Source organism: Kluyvera sp. STS39-E, assembly GCF_040932435.1.
Lineage (GTDB): Bacteria > Pseudomonadota > Gammaproteobacteria > Enterobacterales > Enterobacteriaceae > Kluyvera.
Genome location: NZ_JBFQGA010000004.1, coordinates 77,762 through 99,866 on the forward strand (window position 1 = coordinate 77,762; position 22,105 = coordinate 99,866).

19 protein-coding genes are annotated in these 22,105 nt (G+C 53.3%); 3 read left to right on the forward strand and 16 right to left on the reverse strand.

Annotation, left to right across the window (positions count from 1 at the left end; translation table 11 throughout):
• Positions 1–3: 3 nt before the first annotated feature.
• From AB4K05_RS09785 to AB4K05_RS09835, 11 genes are all read right to left on the reverse strand, one after another.
• Positions 4–969: a GDP-L-fucose synthase family protein gene (locus tag AB4K05_RS09785; protein WP_368479793.1), complete on the reverse strand. Its 966-nt coding sequence runs from the start codon at positions 967–969 to the stop codon at positions 4–6.
• A gap of 2 nt (positions 970–971) precedes the next feature.
• On the reverse strand, positions 972–2,093 hold the full coding sequence (gene gmd, locus AB4K05_RS09790) for a GDP-mannose 4,6-dehydratase (RefSeq protein ID WP_368479794.1): 1,122 nt from the start codon (positions 2,091–2,093) through the stop codon (positions 972–974).
• Positions 2,094–2,117: 24 nt separating this feature from the next.
• The gene (gene wcaF, locus AB4K05_RS09795) at positions 2,118–2,672 is read right to left on the reverse strand and encodes a colanic acid biosynthesis acetyltransferase WcaF (protein ID WP_368479795.1); all 555 of its coding nucleotides are present in this window, start codon (positions 2,670–2,672) and stop codon (positions 2,118–2,120) included.
• A gap of 9 nt (positions 2,673–2,681) precedes the next feature.
• On the reverse strand, positions 2,682–3,428 hold the full coding sequence (gene wcaE, locus AB4K05_RS09800) for a colanic acid biosynthesis glycosyltransferase WcaE (RefSeq protein ID WP_368479796.1): 747 nt from the start codon (positions 3,426–3,428) through the stop codon (positions 2,682–2,684).
• An 8-nt stretch (positions 3,429–3,436) separates the two neighbouring features.
• Positions 3,437–4,660: a colanic acid polymerase WcaD gene (gene wcaD, locus AB4K05_RS09805; RefSeq protein ID WP_368479797.1), complete on the reverse strand. Its 1,224-nt coding sequence runs from the start codon at positions 4,658–4,660 to the stop codon at positions 3,437–3,439.
• Positions 4,635–5,852 (reverse strand): colanic acid biosynthesis glycosyltransferase WcaC, encoded by a 1,218-nt coding sequence (gene wcaC, locus AB4K05_RS09810; protein WP_368479798.1) that lies wholly within the window; start codon positions 5,850–5,852, stop codon positions 4,635–4,637. The genes wcaD and wcaC overlap by 26 nt, the downstream gene beginning before the upstream one ends.
• Positions 5,849–6,340, reverse strand: a complete 492-nt coding sequence (wcaB, locus tag AB4K05_RS09815; RefSeq protein WP_368479799.1) for a colanic acid biosynthesis acetyltransferase WcaB — start codon at positions 6,338–6,340, stop codon at positions 5,849–5,851. The genes wcaC and wcaB overlap by 4 nt, the downstream gene beginning before the upstream one ends.
• The gene (gene wcaA / locus AB4K05_RS09820; protein WP_368479800.1) at positions 6,340–7,182 is read right to left on the reverse strand and encodes a colanic acid biosynthesis glycosyltransferase WcaA; all 843 of its coding nucleotides are present in this window, start codon (positions 7,180–7,182) and stop codon (positions 6,340–6,342) included. Before wcaA ends, wcaB begins: the two co-directional genes overlap by 1 nt.
• Positions 7,183–7,351: 169 nt before the next feature.
• Positions 7,352–9,514, reverse strand: a complete 2,163-nt coding sequence (gene wzc, locus AB4K05_RS09825) for a tyrosine-protein kinase Wzc (protein WP_368479801.1) — start codon at positions 9,512–9,514, stop codon at positions 7,352–7,354.
• A gap of 2 nt (positions 9,515–9,516) precedes the next feature.
• Entirely contained in the window at positions 9,517–9,960 is a 444-nt protein-coding gene (gene wzb / locus AB4K05_RS09830) for a low molecular weight protein-tyrosine-phosphatase Wzb (protein ID WP_368479802.1), read from the reverse strand.
• Positions 9,961–9,965: 5 nt separating this feature from the next.
• Positions 9,966–11,099, reverse strand: a complete 1,134-nt coding sequence (locus AB4K05_RS09835; RefSeq protein WP_368479803.1) for a polysaccharide export protein — start codon at positions 11,097–11,099, stop codon at positions 9,966–9,968.
• A gap of 651 nt (positions 11,100–11,750) precedes the next feature.
• Here AB4K05_RS09835 and AB4K05_RS09840 point away from each other — a divergent pair.
• Complete coding sequence (locus AB4K05_RS09840) at positions 11,751–13,331, forward strand: TerC family protein (RefSeq protein WP_368479804.1); 1,581 nt, start codon at positions 11,751–11,753, stop codon at positions 13,329–13,331.
• A gap of 373 nt (positions 13,332–13,704) precedes the next feature.
• Here the strand turns inward: AB4K05_RS09840 and asmA are convergent, their stop codons facing one another.
• The 3 genes from asmA to udk form a co-directional block, all read right to left on the reverse strand.
• Positions 13,705–15,552, reverse strand: coding sequence for an outer membrane assembly protein AsmA (gene asmA, locus AB4K05_RS09845; protein ID WP_368479805.1), 1,848 nt, complete (start codon positions 15,550–15,552; stop codon positions 13,705–13,707).
• A 28-nt stretch (positions 15,553–15,580) separates the two neighbouring features.
• Complete coding sequence (gene dcd, locus AB4K05_RS09850) at positions 15,581–16,162, reverse strand: dCTP deaminase (RefSeq protein ID WP_368479806.1); 582 nt, start codon at positions 16,160–16,162, stop codon at positions 15,581–15,583.
• 79 nt (positions 16,163–16,241) lie between these two features.
• Positions 16,242–16,883: a uridine kinase gene (udk, locus tag AB4K05_RS09855; protein WP_052285230.1), complete on the reverse strand. Its 642-nt coding sequence runs from the start codon at positions 16,881–16,883 to the stop codon at positions 16,242–16,244.
• Between the two features lie 352 nt (positions 16,884–17,235).
• Here udk and AB4K05_RS09860 point away from each other — a divergent pair, with 352 nt between their 5' ends.
• Positions 17,236–19,506 (forward strand): PAS domain S-box protein, encoded by a 2,271-nt coding sequence (locus AB4K05_RS09860; protein WP_368479807.1) that lies wholly within the window; start codon positions 17,236–17,238, stop codon positions 19,504–19,506.
• On the opposite strand, the gene alkA is transcribed toward AB4K05_RS09860, so the two are convergent.
• A complete protein-coding gene (gene alkA, locus AB4K05_RS09865; protein WP_368479808.1) occupies positions 19,443–20,300 on the reverse strand; it encodes a DNA-3-methyladenine glycosylase 2 in 858 nt (285 codons plus the stop codon). The genes AB4K05_RS09860 and alkA overlap by 64 nt on opposite strands.
• 146 nt (positions 20,301–20,446) lie before the next feature.
• Between alkA and yegD the strand changes: the two genes are divergently transcribed.
• Positions 20,447–21,799, forward strand: coding sequence for a molecular chaperone (gene yegD, locus AB4K05_RS09870; RefSeq protein ID WP_368480153.1), 1,353 nt, complete (start codon positions 20,447–20,449; stop codon positions 21,797–21,799).
• 82 nt (positions 21,800–21,881) lie between these two features.
• Here yegD and AB4K05_RS09875 read toward each other — a convergent pair whose 3' ends face one another.
• A complete protein-coding gene (locus tag AB4K05_RS09875; protein WP_368480154.1) occupies positions 21,882–21,941 on the reverse strand; it encodes a type I toxin-antitoxin system Ibs family toxin in 60 nt (19 codons plus the stop codon).
• Positions 21,942–22,105 lie beyond the last annotated feature (164 nt).

Consider the following 22,105-nt stretch of genomic DNA (forward strand, 5'->3'; position numbering starts at 1 on the left):
CGGTTACCCCCGGAAGCGGTGCTGGTTTTCTAAAAACCACTGGTAGGTGCTAGCAAGGCCAGCCTCCAGCGAGATTTCGTGATACCAGCCCAACTGATGCAGACGTGACACGTCCAGCAGCTTGCGCGGCGTGCCGTCCGGTTTGGTGGCGTCAAACACCACGCGGCCTTTGAAGCCCACCACCTTCGCCAGCGTCTGCGCCAGTTCACGAATGGTGCAGTCAACCCCGGTGCCGACGTTGATGTGCGACAGCATCGGCTGGGTGTTTTCGAGCCACACGCTGCGATCCAACTCCATCACGTGAATGCTGGCGGCCGCCATATCATCCACATGCAGGAACTCGCGCATCGGCGTACCGCTGCCCCATACCACCACATCGGCGGCGTTTTGCTGTGCCGCCTCGTGGAAGCGGCGCAGTAGCGCCGGGATAACGTGCGAATTACTCGGATGGAAGTTATCGTTCGGCCCATACAGGTTGGTTGGCATTACCGAGCGATAATCACGGTTATGCTGGCGGTTGTAGGACTCACACAGTTTGATCCCCGCTATCTTGGCAATCGCATACGGCTCGTTAGTGGCCTCCAGCGTCCCCTGCAGCAGTTCACTTTCATGCATTGGCTGATTCGCCATCTTCGGATAGATGCACGATGAGCCGAGGAACAGCAGCTTATTCACGTTGTGGCTGTGTGCCGCATGAATGATGTTGCTTTCAATCATCATGTTTTCGTAGATGAAATCCGCCGGGAAGGTGTTGTTGGCAACGATGCCGCCTACCTTCGCCGCTGCCAGATACACCTGGTCGATGTTCTCGCGGGCAAAGAAGTCATTCACCTCGCGACCGTCCAGCAGGTTTAGCTCCTCACGGCTACGCAGCACTAAATCGACGTTGCCGCGCGCCGTAAGCTGGCGGACGATAGCGGAGCCGACCATCCCTCGATGGCCCGCAACAAAAATACGTTGTCGGCTCATACTTAGGACTCCAGCGCGATCGCCACTTCGTAGCCGTGGGATTTCAGCAGGGAATGTTTCTTCGCCGCTTCCAGATCTTTGGCGACCATTTCAGAGACCATTTCTTTCAAGGTGATTTCAGGCTTCCAGCCCAGTTTTTCGTGCGCTTTGGTTGGGTCACCCAGCAGGGTTTCCACTTCCGCCGGACGGAAGTAGCGCGGATCAACGGCGACCATCACATCGCCCGGTGCAACGCCTGGCGCGTCGTGACCGGTGACGGAGACCACAATCCCCTTCTCTTCCACACCGGTACCTTCAAAGCGCAGTTTGATACCGAGCTGTGCCGCCGCCATTTCAACGAACTGGCGAACCGAATACTGCACGCCGGTAGCAATAACGAAGTCTTCCGGATTTTCTTGTTGCAGCATCATCCACTGCATTTTTACGTAATCTTTGGCGTGGCCCCAGTCACGCAGCGAATCCATATTGCCGAGGTACAGGCACTTCTCTAGGCCTTGGGCAATGTTAGCAATCGCGCGGGTGATTTTGCGGGTCACGAAGGTCTCGCCGCGACGCGGGGACTCGTGGTTAAACAGAATGCCGTTACAGGCGAACATACCGTAGGATTCACGGTAGTTGACGGTTATCCAGTAGGCGTACAGTTTCGCCACCGCATACGGTGAGCGCGGGTAGAAAGGCGTAGTCTCTTTCTGTGGGATTTCCTGCACCAAGCCGTACAGCTCGGAAGTCGAAGCCTGATAGAAACGGGTTTTCTTCTCAAGGCCTAAGAAGCGAATGGCCTCCAGCAGGCGCAGCGTCCCCATCGCATCAACGTCGGCGGTGTATTCCGGCGATTCAAAAGAGACCGCTACGTGGCTCATTGCGCCGAGGTTGTAGACTTCATCCGGCTGCACTTCCTGTAAAATACGGGTCAAGTTGGAGCTGTCGGTCAAATCGCCGTAGTGCAGGTGAAACTTCGGGTTTGCCGCGTGAGGATCTTGGTAGATGTGATCCACACGTTCGGTGTTAAAGGAGGAAGCACGACGTTTGATCCCGTGAACTTCGTATCCTTTTTCCAGCAGCAGTTCTGCCAGGTAAGAACCATCCTGCCCGGTTACGCCGGTAATAAGTGCGACTTTCGACATTATATTTTCCTCAAATAGTCCCGTTTAGGGAGTAACGTTCTCTACGCGTTGACGCGTGACCACTGCGGGATTGCCACGGCAAATCATATTTGCCGGTAGCGACTTAAATACGCTGCTGCGGGCGCCGACAATCGTGCCGGCACCAATCGTGATACCGGGAGCAACAAACACATCGGTTGCCAACCAGCATTTTTCACCGACCACAATCGGCGCGGCATTGATATCAAAATGCGCGCTCTGATAATCGTGGCTACCGGTGCATAAATAACATTTCTGCGAGACCACTGAATTGGCACCAAGGGTAATATCCCCAAGGGTATAAAGCACCGCGTCATCGCCCACCCAAGCGTAATCACCAATCGTTAATTTCCATGGATAGGTAATTTTTACCGATGGACGAATGACTACGTTTTTTCCTATTTTTGCGCCAAACAGACGTAATAAAAATACGCGCCAGCGGTACAGTATTTGCGGCGACCAAGCGAATAACGTGGCCTGTACTGCCCACCAAAGTTGAACTTTTATTCCACCGGCGCCACGAAAACCATTGGGTACTCTGAAGCCAGATAATTCCTGCATCCTATTTCCTTAGGCTTTGTTATATAGCGCCTTTGCTTTGCCGGTTGTTCGCAAGCGTAATAAATAAGACAATTCTGTTAGCAAGGCTGGCATGCGTAATATTTCACGCTGGACTTTTTTAGCATCCTGGCACAGCTGAATATTGTTGGTGGTGGATACACCGCCCATTGAGAATTCAGACACCAAGCCTTTTATTCGTTTGAATCGGAAACCCGATTTATACATTTTAGCGGTCAGCGCATAATCTGAAGAAACCCGATACTGAACGTCATAAGGATAATTTTTCAACCCGCGAAGTGGGAAGAAAATTGCCTGATGACTCGCCGGCAGGCTGTGGTAAATATACCACCCCTGCTTGGCGCTACGGCGGATCTGATTACCATCGCCAAAGTCGAGCATCGCATCACCCAGAAACATTGAATCGTCTTGGCATCCGCGCAGCTTACGCACAAACTGGGCGACCTCAGGGTGGAAACCGTCGCCGGAATTGAGAAACAGCACGAACTTGCCGTTGGCCATGTTAATGCCTTTATTCATCGCATCGTACAGGCCGTTATCCGGTTCGCTAACGTAGCGTAACTGGTACTGTCCATTACGTTTTTCGAGAAATTCAGCGGTACCGTCATTCGAGCCACCATCAACCACAATCCACTCAAAGGTCAGGCTCGGATCGCGTGCCAGATGAGCCAGCGAACGCCACGTTTTCACCACGCCTTCATAGTTGCGAAAGGCTACGGTAATCACACTTAACAACATGTTGCACCTCATCTGCTGTCGGTAATATTCAGCGCTTTACGCAGAATAAAAGGACAGACAATTAAAAACGCATATTCTGGGCTAAATATCGAGCCGGTGAAAAACAATGAAATCGGCGTAAAAAGATACAGTTGCACGGCGAAATTTCGATTATTCCCAAAAGCGTTAATGAACAATTTAAAAACGTAATACAGATAGCCTGCGGTTAATATCACAGCAAACCATGAAAAATAAATCATTAACAGGTACAGACCATTGTCTATGGTTTTTCCGACATCCGCACCGTTAAATATTCCGAATGATGCAACATATTCGTAAAGAGATCCAAAGCGAATCACCCCATCAATACTTGTCAATGAGTAACCGACCATCACCAACGGACCAATAATACGGTAGTAGGATGATGATCCCTCTGTCCCCAAATCACCCAAGCGTGTTGTAATATACGGAAAAGCAAATACTAGGCCGACTAAAAAAACGCCCAGCGAGATAATTGCCAATGGCAGTTTTTTCTTAATCGCCTCTTTGTTCAGATACTGGAAAGCCCACTCCAGCAGATAGAACAGGATAAATGTCATTACCCCAGAGAACGATCCAGAAAGAATTATCCCTGCCAGAATCATAGCATCAGACTTCGGCGTTTTGATACCAAACTGTTTGATGCAAAGCCAAATTGAGATTAATGCCAGAGCAAAGAATGCCGGTTCGAAATAAAGCGCGGTAGTACGCTTGCCACCGAACTTGATAAAGTTCAGTACATAGCTATTACTGTATATAAGATATTTCGAAATTATCTCAATCAGACTGCTGCCGCCAAACAGAATAATCTGCGCCATTTCGAGGGCAGCTAGCAGCACAATAATGGTTATCACCACGTAGAAGAAGCGCAGGATCTTGCGATGGTTGTGCGCAGAAATAGTTTTGAAGCGAATGCTCCAGACCATGCCGATAATAATCACGATATAGACAAACAGCATCGTCGAGGTGACGTACTTGCTGGGGTCTAACGACTGACCAAACACGTAGTTAAACAGCGTCAGCCCCACGCCCAGCCCGAGGGCAATCATCAACTTTTTGAGATTGATGCGTTCAACAAACAGCAACAGCAGGACAGGCAAAAAGGTCACGATGGTAATCGGGAAACTCTCACCCAGTTGCGCCAGTTTGACGTTAACCAACAGGTAGATTAACGGCAGCAGCAGATAGCTACAGACTTTGATAGAACGAGACATATTCCTCCAGCATCTGTTGCCCGCTGTAGGCTTGGCGGCTGCGCGCGCTAAAGCGTTCGAGCGTGGTGCCAAATACCGCCTGCGCAATCTGCGCTTTTGGTAGTTGGGCCAGCGCCAGCGCGTCATGCTCAGTGACCGTGCGACCGCCGGATTTTTCCAGCACCTCTTTTGCCGCATCACTATGGGTAGCAATCACCGGCACACCGATGGAGAGCGCTTCACAGAGGATCAGCGGGTAGTTATCCACTCGCGAGCTGAACAGCAGCGCATCAAGGGGATTAAGCTCACTCATCAACTGGCGTTTGTCGGTGAGGTAACCGTGGTTCACCACGTTGTCGCCGGTAAACGGCGAGAATTTGCCGAAGGTATGCACTTCAACTTTGTCGCCGAGGGCGATGATATCGCGCACCAACTGCTGATTGGTTTTACCGTCATAGCGCAGATCGTGAGCCACCACGGCAATCTTAGGCCGTGAAGCGGCGGCGTTGACTGGCGTAAGCTCGGCTAAAATTGCTTCAGTAGCGACGTCGATACCGTTATTAATAATCTGGCAACGCCCTGCCCCGTAAAGGCTATTGAAGGCATCGGCAACGTGCTGGCTTGGCGAGATAAAGCGGCAACCCAGCGCCAGCATCTGGCGGAACAGGTGACGTTTTTCATCCACTAAGCTGTGTGCGCGGTCAACTTTTACCGGCGGATAGTTGCTGAGCGTCGGACACTTCTGGCAACCGTTTTTCCAGCCTTCGCAGCCATCGAGAAACGCGCAGCGTCCGGTTACGCTCCAGTGATCGTGCAGCGTCCAGATAAAAGTGGTGTCGCTTTTATGCGCTTTTACGCGCTCACAGAAACTCACCACATCAGCGAGATTCAGCCAATAGCTGTGCATAACATGAAAATGCAGCACCACCGGCCCTTCAAGACGGGTCACCTGGCGGTAGAGATTGTTCAGATTGCCAAACAGATCGCGGTTAAACAGGCGAAACAGCGCCAAATTTGCTACCGAGGTCAGCCGGGTAGTTTGCTTTACCACCTGCGGGTAGCGGTCGTGGCTGACGCTTTTTTTGCCGCCTTTGCCATAACCGTAGACAAACGTTGAAGTCAGGCCCTGACGCAGTGCGCGCTGATGGAGATCCAGCGCCACACCTGCCGCGCCGCCCTCGGCGAGCCGAACGTTAAATTGCAGAATATTCATTTTATTACCTTCACTCGCGCCTTCTCACCCACCACCAGCGCATTATCAGGAACATCGTCCAGCACCACGCTGCCAGCGCCCACCGTCACGTTGTGACCAATGCGAATACCGCCGATGACCACCACGTTGGCACCAAGTTCTACGCCGTTGCCAAAAGTTGGACACTCCAGACTATTGGGGCCACGATTGCCCAGCGTTATGCCGTGGCGAATGGTAAAATCATCGCCCGCCACCACGTTTTTATTGATAACCACCGCGTAGCCATGGTGGATGGTGAAACGTCGGCCAATGGTTGCCGCCGCCTGAATTTCATAACCGAAAAAGCATTCGGTGAGGATGCGGTACAGCACCAGCACCGGTGCCGCCCACAGGTTGTTCAAGACGTTTTTTTTGCGCCATACCGAGCAGAAATGAGCAATCCGATAGGCCGCCACCATGCAGCAGGGGCGCAGGCTCCAGCTATTTGCGCGAAAATCTTCCAGTCGCATTATTTGCTCCGTAACCCATCAACCCAGCGTTTGCCGTTGCGTACCGACAGCAGCGTCAGCAATGTTTTCCAAGTCATATGTTTATTGCGGATCTGATAGAGCGTATACAGCTGGTACTTCTTACTGGCGCGGTCGAACTTGGCTTTGTGCTTGCGGTAGAAGCTGAAGTAGCCGGAGAATTTTTTCGGTGATGAGGTGATCTGCATTTCACCGTGGTTGATATGCAAAATTTGCGTCGCGGCATCAATCTTCCACGGCTCCCCGTAGGCCACCACCATGCGCAGGAAGATGTCGTAGTCCTGCGCCGCCTTCAGTTCGGTATCAAACAGGCTCTCTTTAAAACGCCACGCCCAGCTAAAGACCTGATTGCCGATAATGTTGCGCTTGTAAAACAATTGGCGGGAAAACGGTGATTTCGGGTACAGCGGCAGGCTGGCGGGTTGTGAATAGACCTCGCCTTCGCAGACATAGTCGTTGGCATACAAAAATGCGTGGTTCATCAGCGCATGCTTATGTTCGAGAAAGATCGATAACCGATTCGGCGTCCACTCATCATCGTCGTCGATACCGGTAATAAACTGTCCCCTCGCCTGTAGGATGGCCTGATTGCGCACCGCACAGGCACCGGAGTTAAAGTCGTTGCGGGTGTACTGCACCCGGGGATCGTTTAACTCGGTGACGAACTGCTGCAGCTGTTCGTATTGGCTGGAGCAGTCATCAACGATGATCATCTCCCAGTGCGGATAGTCCTGGCGCAGAATGGATTTGATTGCGCGGACGGCCAGCTGCTGTCGATTCCAGGTTGGCATGTAGATGGAGATCAAAGGGTTGTCTATGGTCATTGGGTGTCTCCGAATAAGGTATTGCGCATTTCCCCTCATCCCGGCCCTCTCCCCAATGGGGCGAGGAAGAAAAGATGGTCCCTTCTCACCTTTGGAATGGGGGAGAAAAAGACGGCGCCGAGCGGTCCCCTCTCCCTTTTGGGGAGAGGGTTAGGGTGAGGGGCAAAGGTTATTTAGAATCCGACTGATATTCGTATTCGTAGTAGCCGTAATCCTGATAGCCGGTCGCGCGGCGGAAAATGGAGTTCAGAATCACCCCTTTCACCGTAATACCGTTTTGCGCAAAGCGGCTTAGGCTGGTTTCGACCTCTTTTAGGGTATTCACCGCATAGCGCGTCACCATCAGCGAGGTTCCAGCATGACGGCCGACGATGGCGGCATCGGTAACAGCCAGAATTGGCGGCGTATCAATCAACACCAAGTCATAGTTTGCAGACCCCCACTTCAGCAGTTCGCTAAAGCGTTCGTTCATCAAAAGCTCAGAGGGATTCGGTGGGATCTGCCCGCGTGGAATCAAATCAAAGTTAGGAATGGAGGTGCGTTTCGCGCAGCTTTCAACCGGCGTTTTGCCCACCAGCACATCGGAAAGGCCGTTGTCGTTAGTGGTGCCCAGCAGTTCGTGGGAGTAGCCTTTACGCATATCGCAGTCGATCATCAGCACCCGTTTGTGGGTCTGGCTTATCACTGCCGCGAGGTTGGCGCAGACGAAGGTTTTACCGATAGACGGGCTGACCCCGGTCATCATCAGCACGTTATTCTCCGCCTGCATCATGGCAAAGTGCAGGCTGGTGCGCAGGCTGCGAATCGCTTCAATCGCCAGATCGGTTGGATTCCCCACCGCCAGCAGTTGGCTCTGTTTGTAGCGCTTGACGCCGTTCACGCTCTTGACGCTGTCATGGGATTTTTGCCACTCGGACAGCGGAATGCTGGCATAGACATTGATTCCATGCTCTTCCAGCACCTGTGGGCTTTCAATGCCGCGGTTAAACAACGAGCGCAACAGGACGCCGACAATCGACAACATCAGGCCCAGAATAATGCTGCCGAGAATAATCAGCGCTTTCTTCGGTTTTACTACGCCCGGCTGGGCAATCGCGGGGTCAACAATGCGCACGTCACCGACGGTGCTGGCTTTGGTGATTTTCAGCTCCTGCTGTTTGTTAAGCAGTTGCATATAGACCTGCTGACCGGATTCCACATCGCGGGTCAGACGCACTATCTCCTGCTGAGTTTTCGGCATCGCCGTCACGCGCTGGCTGAGCTTCGCTTTCTCATCTTCCAGCGCCCGACGTTTTTCCAGCAGCGTGCGGTACGCCGGGTGGATACGGGTGTAGAGTTTGGATATTTCCGCTTCGCGGAAGGTCAGTTCGTTGAGCTGGGCATCAATGTTAACCATTGAATCGAGCACCGATTTCGCTTCCAGCGGCAGATCAACGGAGTCCTTTTGCTGGCGATAGGCGTTGAGTTTATTCTCAGCAACATCAAGCTGGCTGCGCACCTGAGGCAGCTGAACTTCCAAGAACTCAAGACTCTTCGCCGCTTCTTCTGATTTACGCGCCACATTCTGCGCCACATAGTTGTGGGCAATGCTGTTGAGAATATCGCGGATCTGGTCTTTATCTTCGCCGACCATCGTCAACGTCAGTACGCCAGAGTCTTTGCCGTCTTCGGTGACGCTCAGGCTGTTTTGCAGATTATTGATCATCCCCAGCGTCGAGTATTTGGTCAGAGTAAAGCTGGCACCGTCGCGGGCAGCAATCCCGGCTACCACCAGCGATACGCCGCCGTGGTTAACCGCCTCACCCACTTTGCCTTCCACGCTGAAACCCTCGTCGTTGCTCAGGCGGTAAGTCGTTGGGCTCAGCACATCCAAGGTAAAGGTGCTGTCCGCCATCGCCGCCGGGCGATTAAAGGTCGTGACTTTCACCGTCTCATTCTGACGTCCCATCAGCCGTTCCCACCCGGTCCCGAGAATCGGGAAGGTGTTCTTGCTAACGGCGATATCAAGATCCAAATCGTCAACGGTTTTGCCCAGCACCAGGCGGGAGGTGATCATTTGGATTTCCGCCTCAGACGCTGGCGGTTTACTGGTCAGCGCATTGCTGATGTCCTGTACCAGCGCGCTGCCTTGGTTTTGCTCTATCCGCACCAGCGCATCGGCGCTGTAGATTGGCGTGGCGAACAGGGTGTAGACAACGGCGGCGGCGGCAAACACGGCGGTAATGCCGATTATCCACCACTTCGCTTCAATGACCGTGCCAACAAGTCGGCCAATATCAATCTCATCGCCGCCCGAGGCCGCCGGGCTTATCTGTTTTACTTTATCTGTCATGATTATCCCTGCTGTGCTTTCAGTGCCTGCGCCCACTGGGTCGCTGACCTGTCGAGTAACTGGTACACCGCTTCAAAAGCCTCACGGCTTTTACGATACGGATCGGGAATATCGCGTTCGTTATCCCAATGACCAAAAAGCATGACCTTGCCGCGCATCTCCGGCGCCATTTCATGCAGGGTGGCGATATGGCGTTTTTCCATCGCCAGAATCAGATCGTACTCCCGGCACATGCGCCCGGAGAGCTGGCGCGCACAATGTCCTTCGAGCGAAATATCATGAACCGCCGCCACGCTGGCGGCGCGTTCGTCCGCCGCTTTTCCGACCAATGCACCTAGCCCCGCCGACTCAACGGTCATCTGCGGCAAATGGCTTCTCAGCAGACGTTCAGCCGTAGGGGAACGGCAAATGTTCCCCACGCAAACCACAAGAATTTTGTTAAACATGTCGGTTACCACGTATGAATGTCTTTCGCCGAATCGGTCATGTAGCGAACGCCACTGATGGTCGGCAACAGTTGGTTGATCAGACGGTTCCAGCGGGCAACCGGCGCGGTAGTGACATACACCACGTCATACGGCTGGAGGATAAAGTTGGTTGCCATGACCAGCGATGTCGCATCGGACATATCCAGCTGATAGATGTTGGCCATCTTGCCGCTGTTGCCGTTTTTGGTTGGGCGAATAACGAAGATGCCGCTGGCGTCGGAGGTGGTCAGATCGATACCTTCTGCCTGGCCCAGCGCTTCGGTCAGGGTCATGCCGCTGAAGTCCATCTTGAGGGTGCTCTGTTTTTTCACTTCACCCATCACGAAGACTTTCAGGTCGTCGTTGCGCGGCACAAACAGAATGTCGCCCGGATAGAGCAAGCGGTTCTGGCTGAGATCGCCATTTTGCATCAGCGCCTGTACGGAAATGCGCTGCTCGCGGCCATCGTGGGTCAGCACCACATTGCGCCAGTCGGCAAGTTCACCAAGGCCGCCGGCGGCGTTGAGCGCATCCAGTACGGTGAGCGGGACGTTGGTGATCGCCTGTTGGCCGGATTTATTGACCTGTCCGGACACATAGACTTTCTGCGAGCGGAAGGCAGCAACGTTCACATCCACCTGCGGGTCGGTGATGTAGGCGGCAAGGCGCTGGGTGATGGTCTGGCGGATTTCCGCCAGCGTACGTCCCTTAACCTGCACTTTACCGATGTAGGGATAGAAGATAGTGCCGTCCGGCTGGACCCAGTTGCCGGTATCGCTGGAGCTACGATATTGCCCGGCTGGGGTAGTCAGTTCCGGGTGGTCCCAGACGGTTACGTTCAGCACATCGCCTGAACCCACGCGGTACTGGTAATTGCTTAACTCCTGATCCAGCGACATGTTAGGTTGCGCGACGTTAGGACGTGGGCGTAATTGTTCAATCAGTCGCGGGGTCAGCGGATAAACATTCACCATCCGGCCAATGTCATAATCAGCATCCTGCTGCTTAATCACATCTTTTCCGTAGGTAGACATATTGCTGCCTGGAAGTATGGTGCAACCACTCATCAAGCTTACCGACACCAATAATGGCATCAATTTTAGTTTGGATTTCATCATTGATTATTTATCACTTTGGCAGAAAATTATCCTGTGCGAATTAAATTAACCCGTACCATTTGATTACCAGAACATTCACCATGCATTTAATTCCCAGTGAATATAACTGGCATATATCCTAAAATAGATTAGATTCATCCGCAGGCTATTGACAGAATAATCGAGACTTTACCTCATGCCTTCAGGCACGCTACCGCCCTTGGCTTTCAGCTACCAATTCACCTTAAAATCATGTTGTTATGTAGATTCAGCCTATCCCACAAAACCTTGCAGAATATTCCTAGGTTTAAATGAATGAATATATTCTGGTATCAGAACATTTTATGACGCACAGCAATGACTATTTCATTCAATACCGGGAGAATTGTTGCAGCTAACTGAATAGCAGGCAAGGCGTGGCCGTCCTAAAGAATAATTTTAAGATTAAGTTTAAGCTTAATAAAAATTGAGTTTTAGGATTTTCTTTATATTGACAAATTACACAATGAGATTATCCCCCACTGCATATTAATAATATATTTCACCATCTCGCTGCTCATTATTTTCTGCCTACGCTGATTTTTGCCCGGAGAAATCACCGCCAGACATTGCATTTTCCTGCGCATTTATCCATGATCTATTTGTCTTGTAACATAAGGTTTTAACCAACGTATGGAATGGATTGCCGATCCGTCTATTTGGGCGGGACTCGTGACGCTGGTCGTCATCGAGCTGGTTCTCGGAATTGATAATCTGGTGTTTATCGCTATCTTGGCCGAAAAGCTGCCGCCTGCCCAACGCGACCGTGCGCGCGTCACCGGGCTGGTTTTGGCGATGGTCATGCGCCTGCTGCTGCTGGCGTCTATCTCATGGCTAGTCACTCTGACCAAACCGCTATTTAGCATCCGTGATTTTACTTTCAGCGCCCGCGACCTGATCATGCTGGTCGGCGGCTTCTTCTTGTTGTTTAAAGCGACGGTGGAACTCAACGAGCGGCTGGAGGGCAAAGACAACGACAGCCCAACCCAGCGGCGCGGTGCGCGCTTCTGGCCGGTTGTGACGCAGATAGTGGTGCTGGATGCCGTCTTCTCATTAGATTCGGTGATTACCGCCGTCGGGATGGTTGACCATCTGGCGGTGATGATGGCTGCGGTCATTATCGCCATCAGCCTGATGCTGCTTGCCAGTAAAGCGCTCACCCGCTTTGTGAACAGCCATCCGACTATTGTCATATTGTGTCTCAGCTTCCTGCTGATGATTGGCTTTAGCTTGGTGGCGGAAGGTTTTGGCGTGATCATTCCAAAAGGCTACCTGTATGCCGCTATTGGTTTCTCAGTGCTGATTGAGTTCCTCAATCAGCTCGCCATCTTCAACCGCCGGCGCTTCCTCACCGCTAACCAGTCGCTGCGTAGCCGGACCACCGACGCAGTTATGCGCTTGCTGAGCGGTAATAAAGAAGATGCCGAGCTGGATGCGGGAACGGCGTCAATGCTGGTCGATCAGGATAATCAGCAAATCTTTGACCCGCAGGAGCGGCGAATGATTGAACGCGTGCTGAATCTCAACCAGCGTACGGTGAGCAGTATCATGACCTCACGCCATGATATTGAGCATATCGACCTCAGCGCGCCGGAACACGAAGTGCGGGCGCTGCTGGAGAAAAACCAGCATACGCGGCTGGTTGTTACCGGCGGTGACGATGAAGAAGACCTGCTGGGCGTAGTGCACGTCATTGACCTGTTGCAACAGTCATTGCGCGGAGAACCGCTGAACTTACGCGTTCTTATCCGCCAGCCGTTGGTCTTCCCGGAAGCGCTACCGCTGCTGTCAGCGCTGGAGCAGTTCCGTACGGCGCGCACCCATTTTGCCTTTGTCGTGGATGAATTTGGCTCGGTGGAAGGGGTAGTGACGTTAAGTGACGTAACGGAAACCATTGCTGGTAACCTGCCGAATGAAGCCGAAGAGATCGATGCGCGCCACGATATTGCGCGTAATGCCGATGGTAGCTGGACGGCGAACGGTCATATGCCGTTGGAAGATTTGGTGCAATATATCCCGCTGCCGCTGGACGATAAGCGTGAATATCACACCATCGCTGGACTGCTAATGGAGCATCTACAGCGGGTTCCTAAAGCGGGTGAAGTGGTGCAGATTGGCCCGTGGACGCTGAAAACCTTACAGGTTGAAAGCCACCGGGTACAGAAAGTGCAGATTATCCCGCCACCGCAGGATGAGTTGGATTACGAAGTGTAGTCGTATTGCCTTGGATTGCCGGATGGCGGTGTAAACACCTTATCCGGCCTACGTGTTGGATATGTGCCTGATTGCCGGATGGCGGTGTGAACACCTTGTCCGGCCTACATGTGGGATATTTTCCTGACTGCCGGATGGCGGTGTGAACACCTTATCCGGCCTACATGTGGGGTATTTACCTGATTGCCGGATGGCGGTGTGAACACCTTATCCGGCCTACGTGTTGGATATGTGCCTGATTGCCGGATGGCGGTGTGAACACCTTATCCGGCCTACATGTGGGGTATTTACCTGATTGCCGGATGGCGGTGTTCCGATCTACTCGGTGGCTTGTAGGCCTGATAAGCGTAGCGCCATCAGGCAATTCCTTGGGCTACGGCTTATCCAACAGCTGCTTCACATCTTTGCCCGACTGCGTATTCTTGTTACGCTCGGCCCAATCGTTCAGCCTCCGTTTCGCCTCGCTTTGCAAATGACGACGCAATACTTGGTCCACCTGCAGGCTGTAGTTCAACTCGCTCCACTTACCGTAAACTCTTAACGGAATGGCGGTCGTTTTCAGGATATCCACCAGCCTACTCTGCCCCTGCCAGCCTCCGGTCACCTGAATAGCGAACTGCATATCACCCGTTTCTTTCACTAAATCTAGCGCTCCTTTACCGGTGAGCGACATCAGTGAAGAGGTACCAACCATATTGCTAAAGGTCATGGTGCCGTTATCGAGGTCGATATCTGAAGCGAATCTGTCCAAGCGTGTAGCACTGTCAAAGTTGTCCTGGCTTTGAATATCCGTACTGCGCTGCACGGCCTGCTGCACCAGCTGCTGGAAATTCAGCCCCTCGGTACGGGTATCTTTCATTTCGATGCTCGCCTGCCCCTGCCAATCGCGGCGGAAATGCTCAGCGTCAATGAGCTGTCCGCTAAAATCGCCCGCCAGCGACAGACTCCCCGTCATATCGATGGGGTAATTAAAGGCTTTCAGCAGACTATCAATGGGAATGTTGTCGAGCTTAGGTTGGAACTGGGCCAACGGCGTGCCGCTGCGAATATCGAGCGCGCCGGGCAGAGAAATCTGGCCGCCGCTAAGCGTCCCGCTAAGCTGCGGGATGCTTAACAGCCCCTGCTGGTTATTCGCCTGAACGTTGACGTCAGCAAACGTCATTCCGCGCCAGATAACCGTTTTCGCCACCATCGCCAACGTGCCGTTGAAGCTGGATAGCCCGCTATAGGGCTGCACTATAGGGCTGTTGGCAATAACTGGACGCGGACGCGAAGGTGCCGACTGCGCTTTTTGCACCCCGCTGTCACCCTTGGCGATAGCCGAGTGTAATAACAGATTATCGAGATTGAGCTTATCAGATTGCAGGTTGAGCGCCCAAACGGGGATATCCCCGAGCACCACGTCACCTTCACCGGTAAGCGTACTGTCATTAGCGGTTAGGTTGAGAGCGCTAAAACTCAGCTTTTTACCGTCTTCCTGCCAGCTGGCGTTCAAGCTACCGTTACCGGAAATCCCCTGCGCAGGGAGCTCGGCCCCCTGCAGCTGCCAGCTAAGTTGCGACAGTTCGGCATCTAGGCGACGAGGATAGCTCCCGGCCTGTACCTGCGCGGAGAAGTTGAGCGTTAAATCGCGTTGGTCGCGGTTAATACGACCGGAGAAATCGACGCTGGCCTGATGATGGTCATCTTGATCCATCTGCAGATGAATATCGCGTATCGTGAGCTGTTCATCATCTTCATGCTGGAACACCAGCACGCTATCGACAACCTGCAGCCCGGCAATATCAAACGACCAACCGCGGTCGTCCGGCTCCTGAGGCACTGAGGTGCCTTTTGGTGCGACCGGGGCGTTGACCGCGCGGGAGGCTTCGGTTTGCGGCGTGAGTTGTACCACCGCACCTTTAAGCATGACCTGCTTCACCTGTAGCTGATGCGAGAGCAATGGCAGCAGTGAAACGTCAAGACGCATGTTGTCGGCGCGAATAAGCGGCTCGCTGGCACCCGGCGCCGTTAAGGTCATTCGCCCGGACAAAATGCTCAGCCGTGGCCAGACGTGCCAGCGTAAGGAGCCATCAAGCTGCAGTTGATAACCGCTGCGGCTGGCAACCTGCTTCACCATATAGCTGCGGAAATCATTCGGATTTACCAGCAGCACCAACGATGACAGACCGGCAATCAGCACGACCAGCAGGATCATCAGCGTCGTCAATATTCGTCTCATGGCACCCTCATCAGGTTAGCGACGGTGGTCAGTCTTTATCAATACGACTGGCAACGGCGCCCTGCTGATCGCGATATTTCGCATCTTCACGACGGTTGTATGGGCGAGCTGCAGGGCCTGACAGCGGCTCGAAGCTTAATGCGCCAATCAGCATACCCGGACGGAGCGCCAGCGGCAGCTTGCCGGAGTTGTAGAACTCAAGCACGATGCAGCCCGACCAGCCCGGATCGATACGGTGAGCAGTCACGTGAACCATAAGCCCAAGACGCGCCAGAGAAGAACGCCCATCAAGCCAACCGACTAAGTCCGCAGGTAAGGTCACCGACTCCAGCGTCACCGCCAGCGCCAGTTCACCCGGATGCAGGTAGAATGCGTCGCCTTCCGCCAGCACGATTTCGTCGCTCATCACCCGGTCCAACGCCGCGCTGACTTCCGCCTTCGGCCCACTTAAATCAATATAGGCCGCCGTATGACCGCTGAAGGTGCGAAACTTGTTGCCTAAACGCACGTCAACCGTTGCGCCATTGATACGTTCAATGGGCGGACGCGGATTGATCGACAGTCGCCCATCGTCCAGCCAGGCTTCTATATCTCGGTCACACAGACGCATATTACTCTCCTGTTTTACTGCCCACTCTCATCCCGCATGGTTAAGAGTCTTTAAGTTCACGTTACACAATTAACGTGACTTATTCAAAAAACTGACTAATTTTCGCTTTCAGGATATCGATGGCGATGCGGTTTTTGCCCCCACGCGGCACGATAATGTCGGCATACTGCTTGGAAGGCTCAATAAACTGCAGGAACATTGGGCGTACCGTTTTCTGATACTGCGCCATAACTGAATCCATCGAACGACCGCGTTCGTTAACGTCACGCTTGATACGACGCATCAGGCAAATATCCAGCGGCGTATCGACAAAGATGGAGAAATTCATCTCATCGCGCAGACGCGCATCGGTCAACAGCAGAATACCTTCAAGAATAATGACTTTTTTAGGTTCGATATGAATCGTTTCCTGCTTGCGGGTATGTTCGACATAGCTGTAAACCGGCAGTTCGATAGGATTTCCACGTTTGAGGGTCTGCAGATGCTGGAACAACAGGCTGTGATCCATCGCGTTTGGATGGTCATAGTTAGTTTTAACCCGATCTTCCATGGACAGATGACTTTGGTCTTTATAATAACTATCTTCAGGAATAACACCGATATGCTCATCGCCTACCTGTTCGCGCAACTCGCGATAAAGCGTACTAGCAATGAGACTTTTACCTGAAGCCGATGCGCCGGCGATACCTACAATGACGCACTGATGAGACTTATCAGTCATAAATTTTGCGACCCGATTAACCTGGATGAAAGGAAGGACGGCGCGAACAGAGATGGTGACTCAACTGGAATGTGTTGCCAATCATCCTGCGTATTAGCGCCAAACGCGGCAATTATAGGGATTTCAACGCGACGATACCAGTCGTATACATCGATCTAAGGCGACAAAAGGGGAATCACGTCGGGAATGATTCTGAGCCACACAATCATTCACCTGCCAAATATTAGTAATGGCACTTATTATCGATTATTGTCAATTAGTGTCATCGATCCGCTAATCTTCCCCACCGTTGATGCATAATCGAGATTAATCTTGGTATGGCCGAGGAGAGAATTCCCCGGAAAATGTGGTAATGAAGAACGACAATCAACGTATCCCCTTAACCCCAACATCCGTGTTTCGCTCAGTACAGATCCTCATTGGCCTGGGAAGTGTGACCTTTTTATTCACGCTTTTTTCATTCTTACTGATGCATAAACCTAGCGAACTGTCTCCAGTATGGTTCCCTACGGCCATCATGATGGCTGGCTTCTACCGTTTTGACATCAAGCTCTGGCCGGGCATTGCCATCGCCGGGGTACTGGCCATTATCTCAGCCACCTGCGTATTCTCAACGTCAGAAGTCACTTTGCTCTACCCGCTTATCAACGTTCTAGAAGCCCTGACGGGTGCCCTGCTGCTGCGCCGCTGGTTGTCTTTTGAAAGCCCAATCCGCAATCTGCACGACTGGACGCGCATGGCCATTGCATCCGCGCTAATCCCCTCGCTGCTCGGTAGCGCGCTGATTAGCAGTCTAGCGCCGGGGGAAAATGCGCTGCAGACGTTTGTCGTGTGGATGGTTGCCGAAGCCACCGGTGCGCTGGCGCTGGTGCCGTTAGGCATATTGCTCAACAGGAAATTTTTCCAGCGTAACAGTGGCCCACGGCAGTTGCTGAATACTTTGCTGACCACCCTTTTCACGCTCACCCTGAGCGTGGTGTCTATGCTCTACATGCCTTGGCCGTTTACCTTCATCATGGTGCTTCTGATGTGGAGCGCGGTGCGCCTGCCGCGCGTCGAGGCATTCCTAATCACCCTGATAACTATCATGACCGTGCTCGCATTAACCGCGCTGCATCCGGTGGTTAAAGAGATGATGGAAACCACCCTGAACATTTATAAGCTGACCAATATGCCAGGGTTGCCCTTCCTGTTGGTGCTCCTGCCGACCGAAGCCATGAGCATTGCCATGTATGCGGTCTATAGCGAGCGGCGACACATTGCCGAAAGCGAAACCCGCTTTCGCAACGCCATGGAGTATTCCGCCATTGGCATGGCAGTGGTGGGTACCCACGGGCAGTGGCTACAGGTTAACAAGTCACTGAGTACCTTCCTCGGCTATAGCCAACAAGAGTTGCAGCAAATGACCGTTCAACAGGTCACTTGGCATGAAGATTTGGCTGAAGACCTGAGTCATCTTAATCAGTTGGTTGAGGGCGACATTGACAGCTACTCGCGAGAAAAACGTTACTGTACGCGCACCGGCGAGGTCGTCTGGGCATTGCTCGCCGTTTCACTGGTCCGCCAGGATGACGGCACACCGCTCTATTTTATCGAACAAATCGAAGACATAAACGACCTTAAAAAAAGCCGCGAAGCCAACAAACAGCTGATGGCGGGAATTACCCAAGCCAACGAGGCGCTGTTCCAAGAAAAAGAGCGGCTGCACATCACGCTGGACTCTATCCGCGAAGCGGTAATCAGCACCGATACTCAGCAGAACATTATCTTTATGAACCCGGTCGCCGAGAAGCTGAGCGGCTGGAAGCAGGAAGAAGCGCAAGGGAAGCCGCTGCTTGACGTTCTGCGAATCACCTATGGAAGTGACGGTTTCATACTCAAACACTTCAACACGGAAGACAAACCGAACGGCGAAACGGAGCACGATAAAATCCTGCAAAACCGCTACGGCGGGATTTTCGATATTCATTACACCATGACGCCGCTAAAAACGCAGGAAGGCGAGCGTATTGGCTTCGTGCTGGTCATTCAGGATGTTACCGAGTCGCGAAAACTGCTGCGTCAGTTGAGTTACAGCGCCACGCACGATGCGCTAACCGGTCTGCCTAACCGTTCAAGCTTCGAAAGCCAGCTTAAAGGACTGCTGAAATTGCTGCCGGGCAGCCATCAATCACACGCGCTGGTGATGCTCGATCTCGATTTCTTTAAAGCGGTAAACGACAGCGCCGGTCACGCCGCCGGCGATGCTCTGCTACACGAAATTGCCACCTTGATGCGGGCAATATTGAGACCCAGCGATATTTTGGCGCGCTTAGGCGGTGATGAATTTGGCTTTATTATTCGCCACTGCACCACCGAGCAAGCGCTAAGCGCCGCCGAGCGGGTGGTCGATGCCATCAACCATTACGAATTTACCTGGGCCGGACGGCTGCATAGAGTGGGTGCCAGCGCGGGGCTAACGTTGATTCATGAACATAACGCCAGCCTCGCTGAAACGCTGGTACAGGCTGACGCCGCCTGTTATGCCTCAAAAAACAACGGGCGCGGTATCGTCACGATTTACACGTCTGCGCTGCAATCAGGCGACCAAGTGTCTGAATACCAGATATGCAATAACGCGTAAGAGCGCCAGGGCTGCCAGCGCTCAGCATAGCGGCGTATCTGCGCGGGTGTCATGCCGGGGAAACGCTGCTTTATTAGGTAGTCATCCGGCAGGAAAATATCTTTCGCCTGCCAGCCGCGCAGGGCGAAATAGTTGGCCGTCCAACGGCCAATGCCCGGATACTGCTGAAGCGCTTTCAACGCCTGTTCGACGTCATCTGGCAGCGTGCTTGCTAACTCACCGTTAGCCATCGCTTGGGCGAAATGGATTAACGACTCTGCGCGCTTGAGCGGCATGCCCAGCGTTTTTAATTCAGCCGGGTTGGCAGCAGCCAATTGCTCCGGCGTCGGGAACAGATAAAACCCCTCGCCTTCCGCCAACGGTTCGCCATATCGCGCCACCACTTTTCCCGTCAACCGTGCGGCCATCGCCACGCTGACTAATTGCCCGAGAATGGCGCGAATTCCTTGCTCAAATACGCCAAGCGATCCCGGCAGTCGAAGCCCCGGCCTGGCGGCGGCAAGGGGGCCCAAAGCATGTTGGATGGGTTGCGGATCGCAGGCTAAATCCAGCAGTTTAATGACGGCGTCTTGCGCCTGCGCTTTCACCGGCAGGAGTCCAGGACTAAGCTTGACCTTCAGCACCTGCCGAGTCTCATCTGGGGTCATGGTAAGCAGCCCACAGTGCGGCCCGCAGCGCCAGCTACGCAGATAGCTCCCGTCCTCGAAACGTTCAATTCCCGCCACGCTACGCGCCTGTAGAAAATTGAACATCCAGTGCCAGTCGTACGGAGGAAGCCACGGCAGCTCAAACATCGTCAGTCCTTATGTGCAAAAATCGTAAGAGGTTACAGCATAGCGGTTAATCAACGTTAAGGCCTTGCTTTCATATTCCAGTTGCCGCCCCCCCGACATTCCGCTAAAGTCGCCCCCTTTTCTTCACTGGCATGGGGATGATTGACGTGTTTATTGGTTTTGACTACGGAACAGCGAACTGTTCTATCGCCGTGATGCAAGATGGCGTACCGCGCATGCTGACGATGGAAAACGGCAGCACGCTGCTGCCTTCGATGCTCTGTGCGCCGACGCGTGAATCGGTGAGCGAATGGCTGTACCGCCATCATCAGGTGCCAGCGTCTGGCGATGAAACCCAGGCGTTGCTCCGTCGCGCGATTAACTATAACCGCGATGAAGATATCGATGTGCTGAGCAACAGCGTGCAATTTGGCCTCGCCTCGCTCAAGCAATACATCACCGACCCGGAAGAGGTTTACTTCGTCAAGTCGCCGAAATCCTTCCTCGGCGCCAGCGGACTTAAACCGCAACAGGTAGCGGTATTCGAAGATTTAGTGTGTTCCATGATGCTGCATATTCGCCAGCAGGCGCAGTCGCAGCTGACGGATAGCCTTGATCAAGCGGTGATTGGCCGTCCGATTAACTTCCAAGGGCTCGGGGGCGATGAAGCCAACGCGCAGGCAATTGGAATTCTCGAACGCGCCGCGAAACGTGCGGGATTCCGCGAAGTTGTCTTCCAGTACGAACCGGTTGCCGCAGGCCTTGATTTTGAAGCAACCTTGAGCGAAGAAAAACGCGTGCTGGTGGTGGATATTGGCGGCGGGACCACCGACTGTTCCGTACTGCTGATGGGGCCGCAATGGCGTACCCGTCAAGACCGCGAACAGAGTCTGCTTGGTCACAGTGGCTGCCGCGTCGGCGGTAACGATCTCGACATCGCGCTGGCCTTTAAGAGCCTGATGCCGCTGCTGGGCATGGGTGGCGAGACGGAAAAAGGGATTGCCTTGCCGATTCTCCCGTGGTGGAACGCCGTGGCGATTAACGACGTACCGGCCCAAACCGATTTTTATAGCACCGCCAACGGCCGTCTGCTGCGCGATCTGGCGCGTGATGCTCGTGACACCGAGAAGGTAAACCTGCTCTATAAAGTCTGGCAGCAGCGTTTAAGCTATCGTCTGGTGCGCTGTGCTGAAGAGAGCAAAATTGCTCTGTCCGAAAGCACACAAACCGATACCGCTTTGCCATTCATCAGCGAAGCGTTAGCCACCGCTATCAGCCAGGATGGGCTGGAAGCTGCGCTAAACCAACCGCTGACCCGCATTCTCGAACAGGTGCAACTGGCGCTGGAAAACAGCAGCGAAAAACCGGACGTTATCTACTTAACCGGCGGCAGCGCACGCTCGCCGCTGATTAAGAAAGCACTGGCCGCGCAGTTGCCCGGTATCCCGATTGCCGGTGGCGATGATTTTGGCTCGGTCACTGCCGGGCTAGCACGCTGGGCGCAGGTGGTTTTTGCCTGAGTCGGCGTCGTTGACTTCGCTGCTTTTTCAACCTATGGTGAAGGAATGAGGGTAAGGGAGGATTGCTCCTCCCCCTGGTGTCTTAGTAAGCTGGCCAGCTCAACACTAAGAGGATCACCAGTATGATGACTAACTTCATCATAACCCTTTCCTTATAAAGGCCCCATCGTCAGGTGGGGCTTTCCTGTTTTAGCCCCTTAGCTAAACGCCGCTGACGTTAGCACGCGCGACGATGGCGCGCTTTTTCATCCCCACGTATTGCGAGCCTACTCGTAAAGCCGCTTGCGATTCAGACGATTCCCGCCG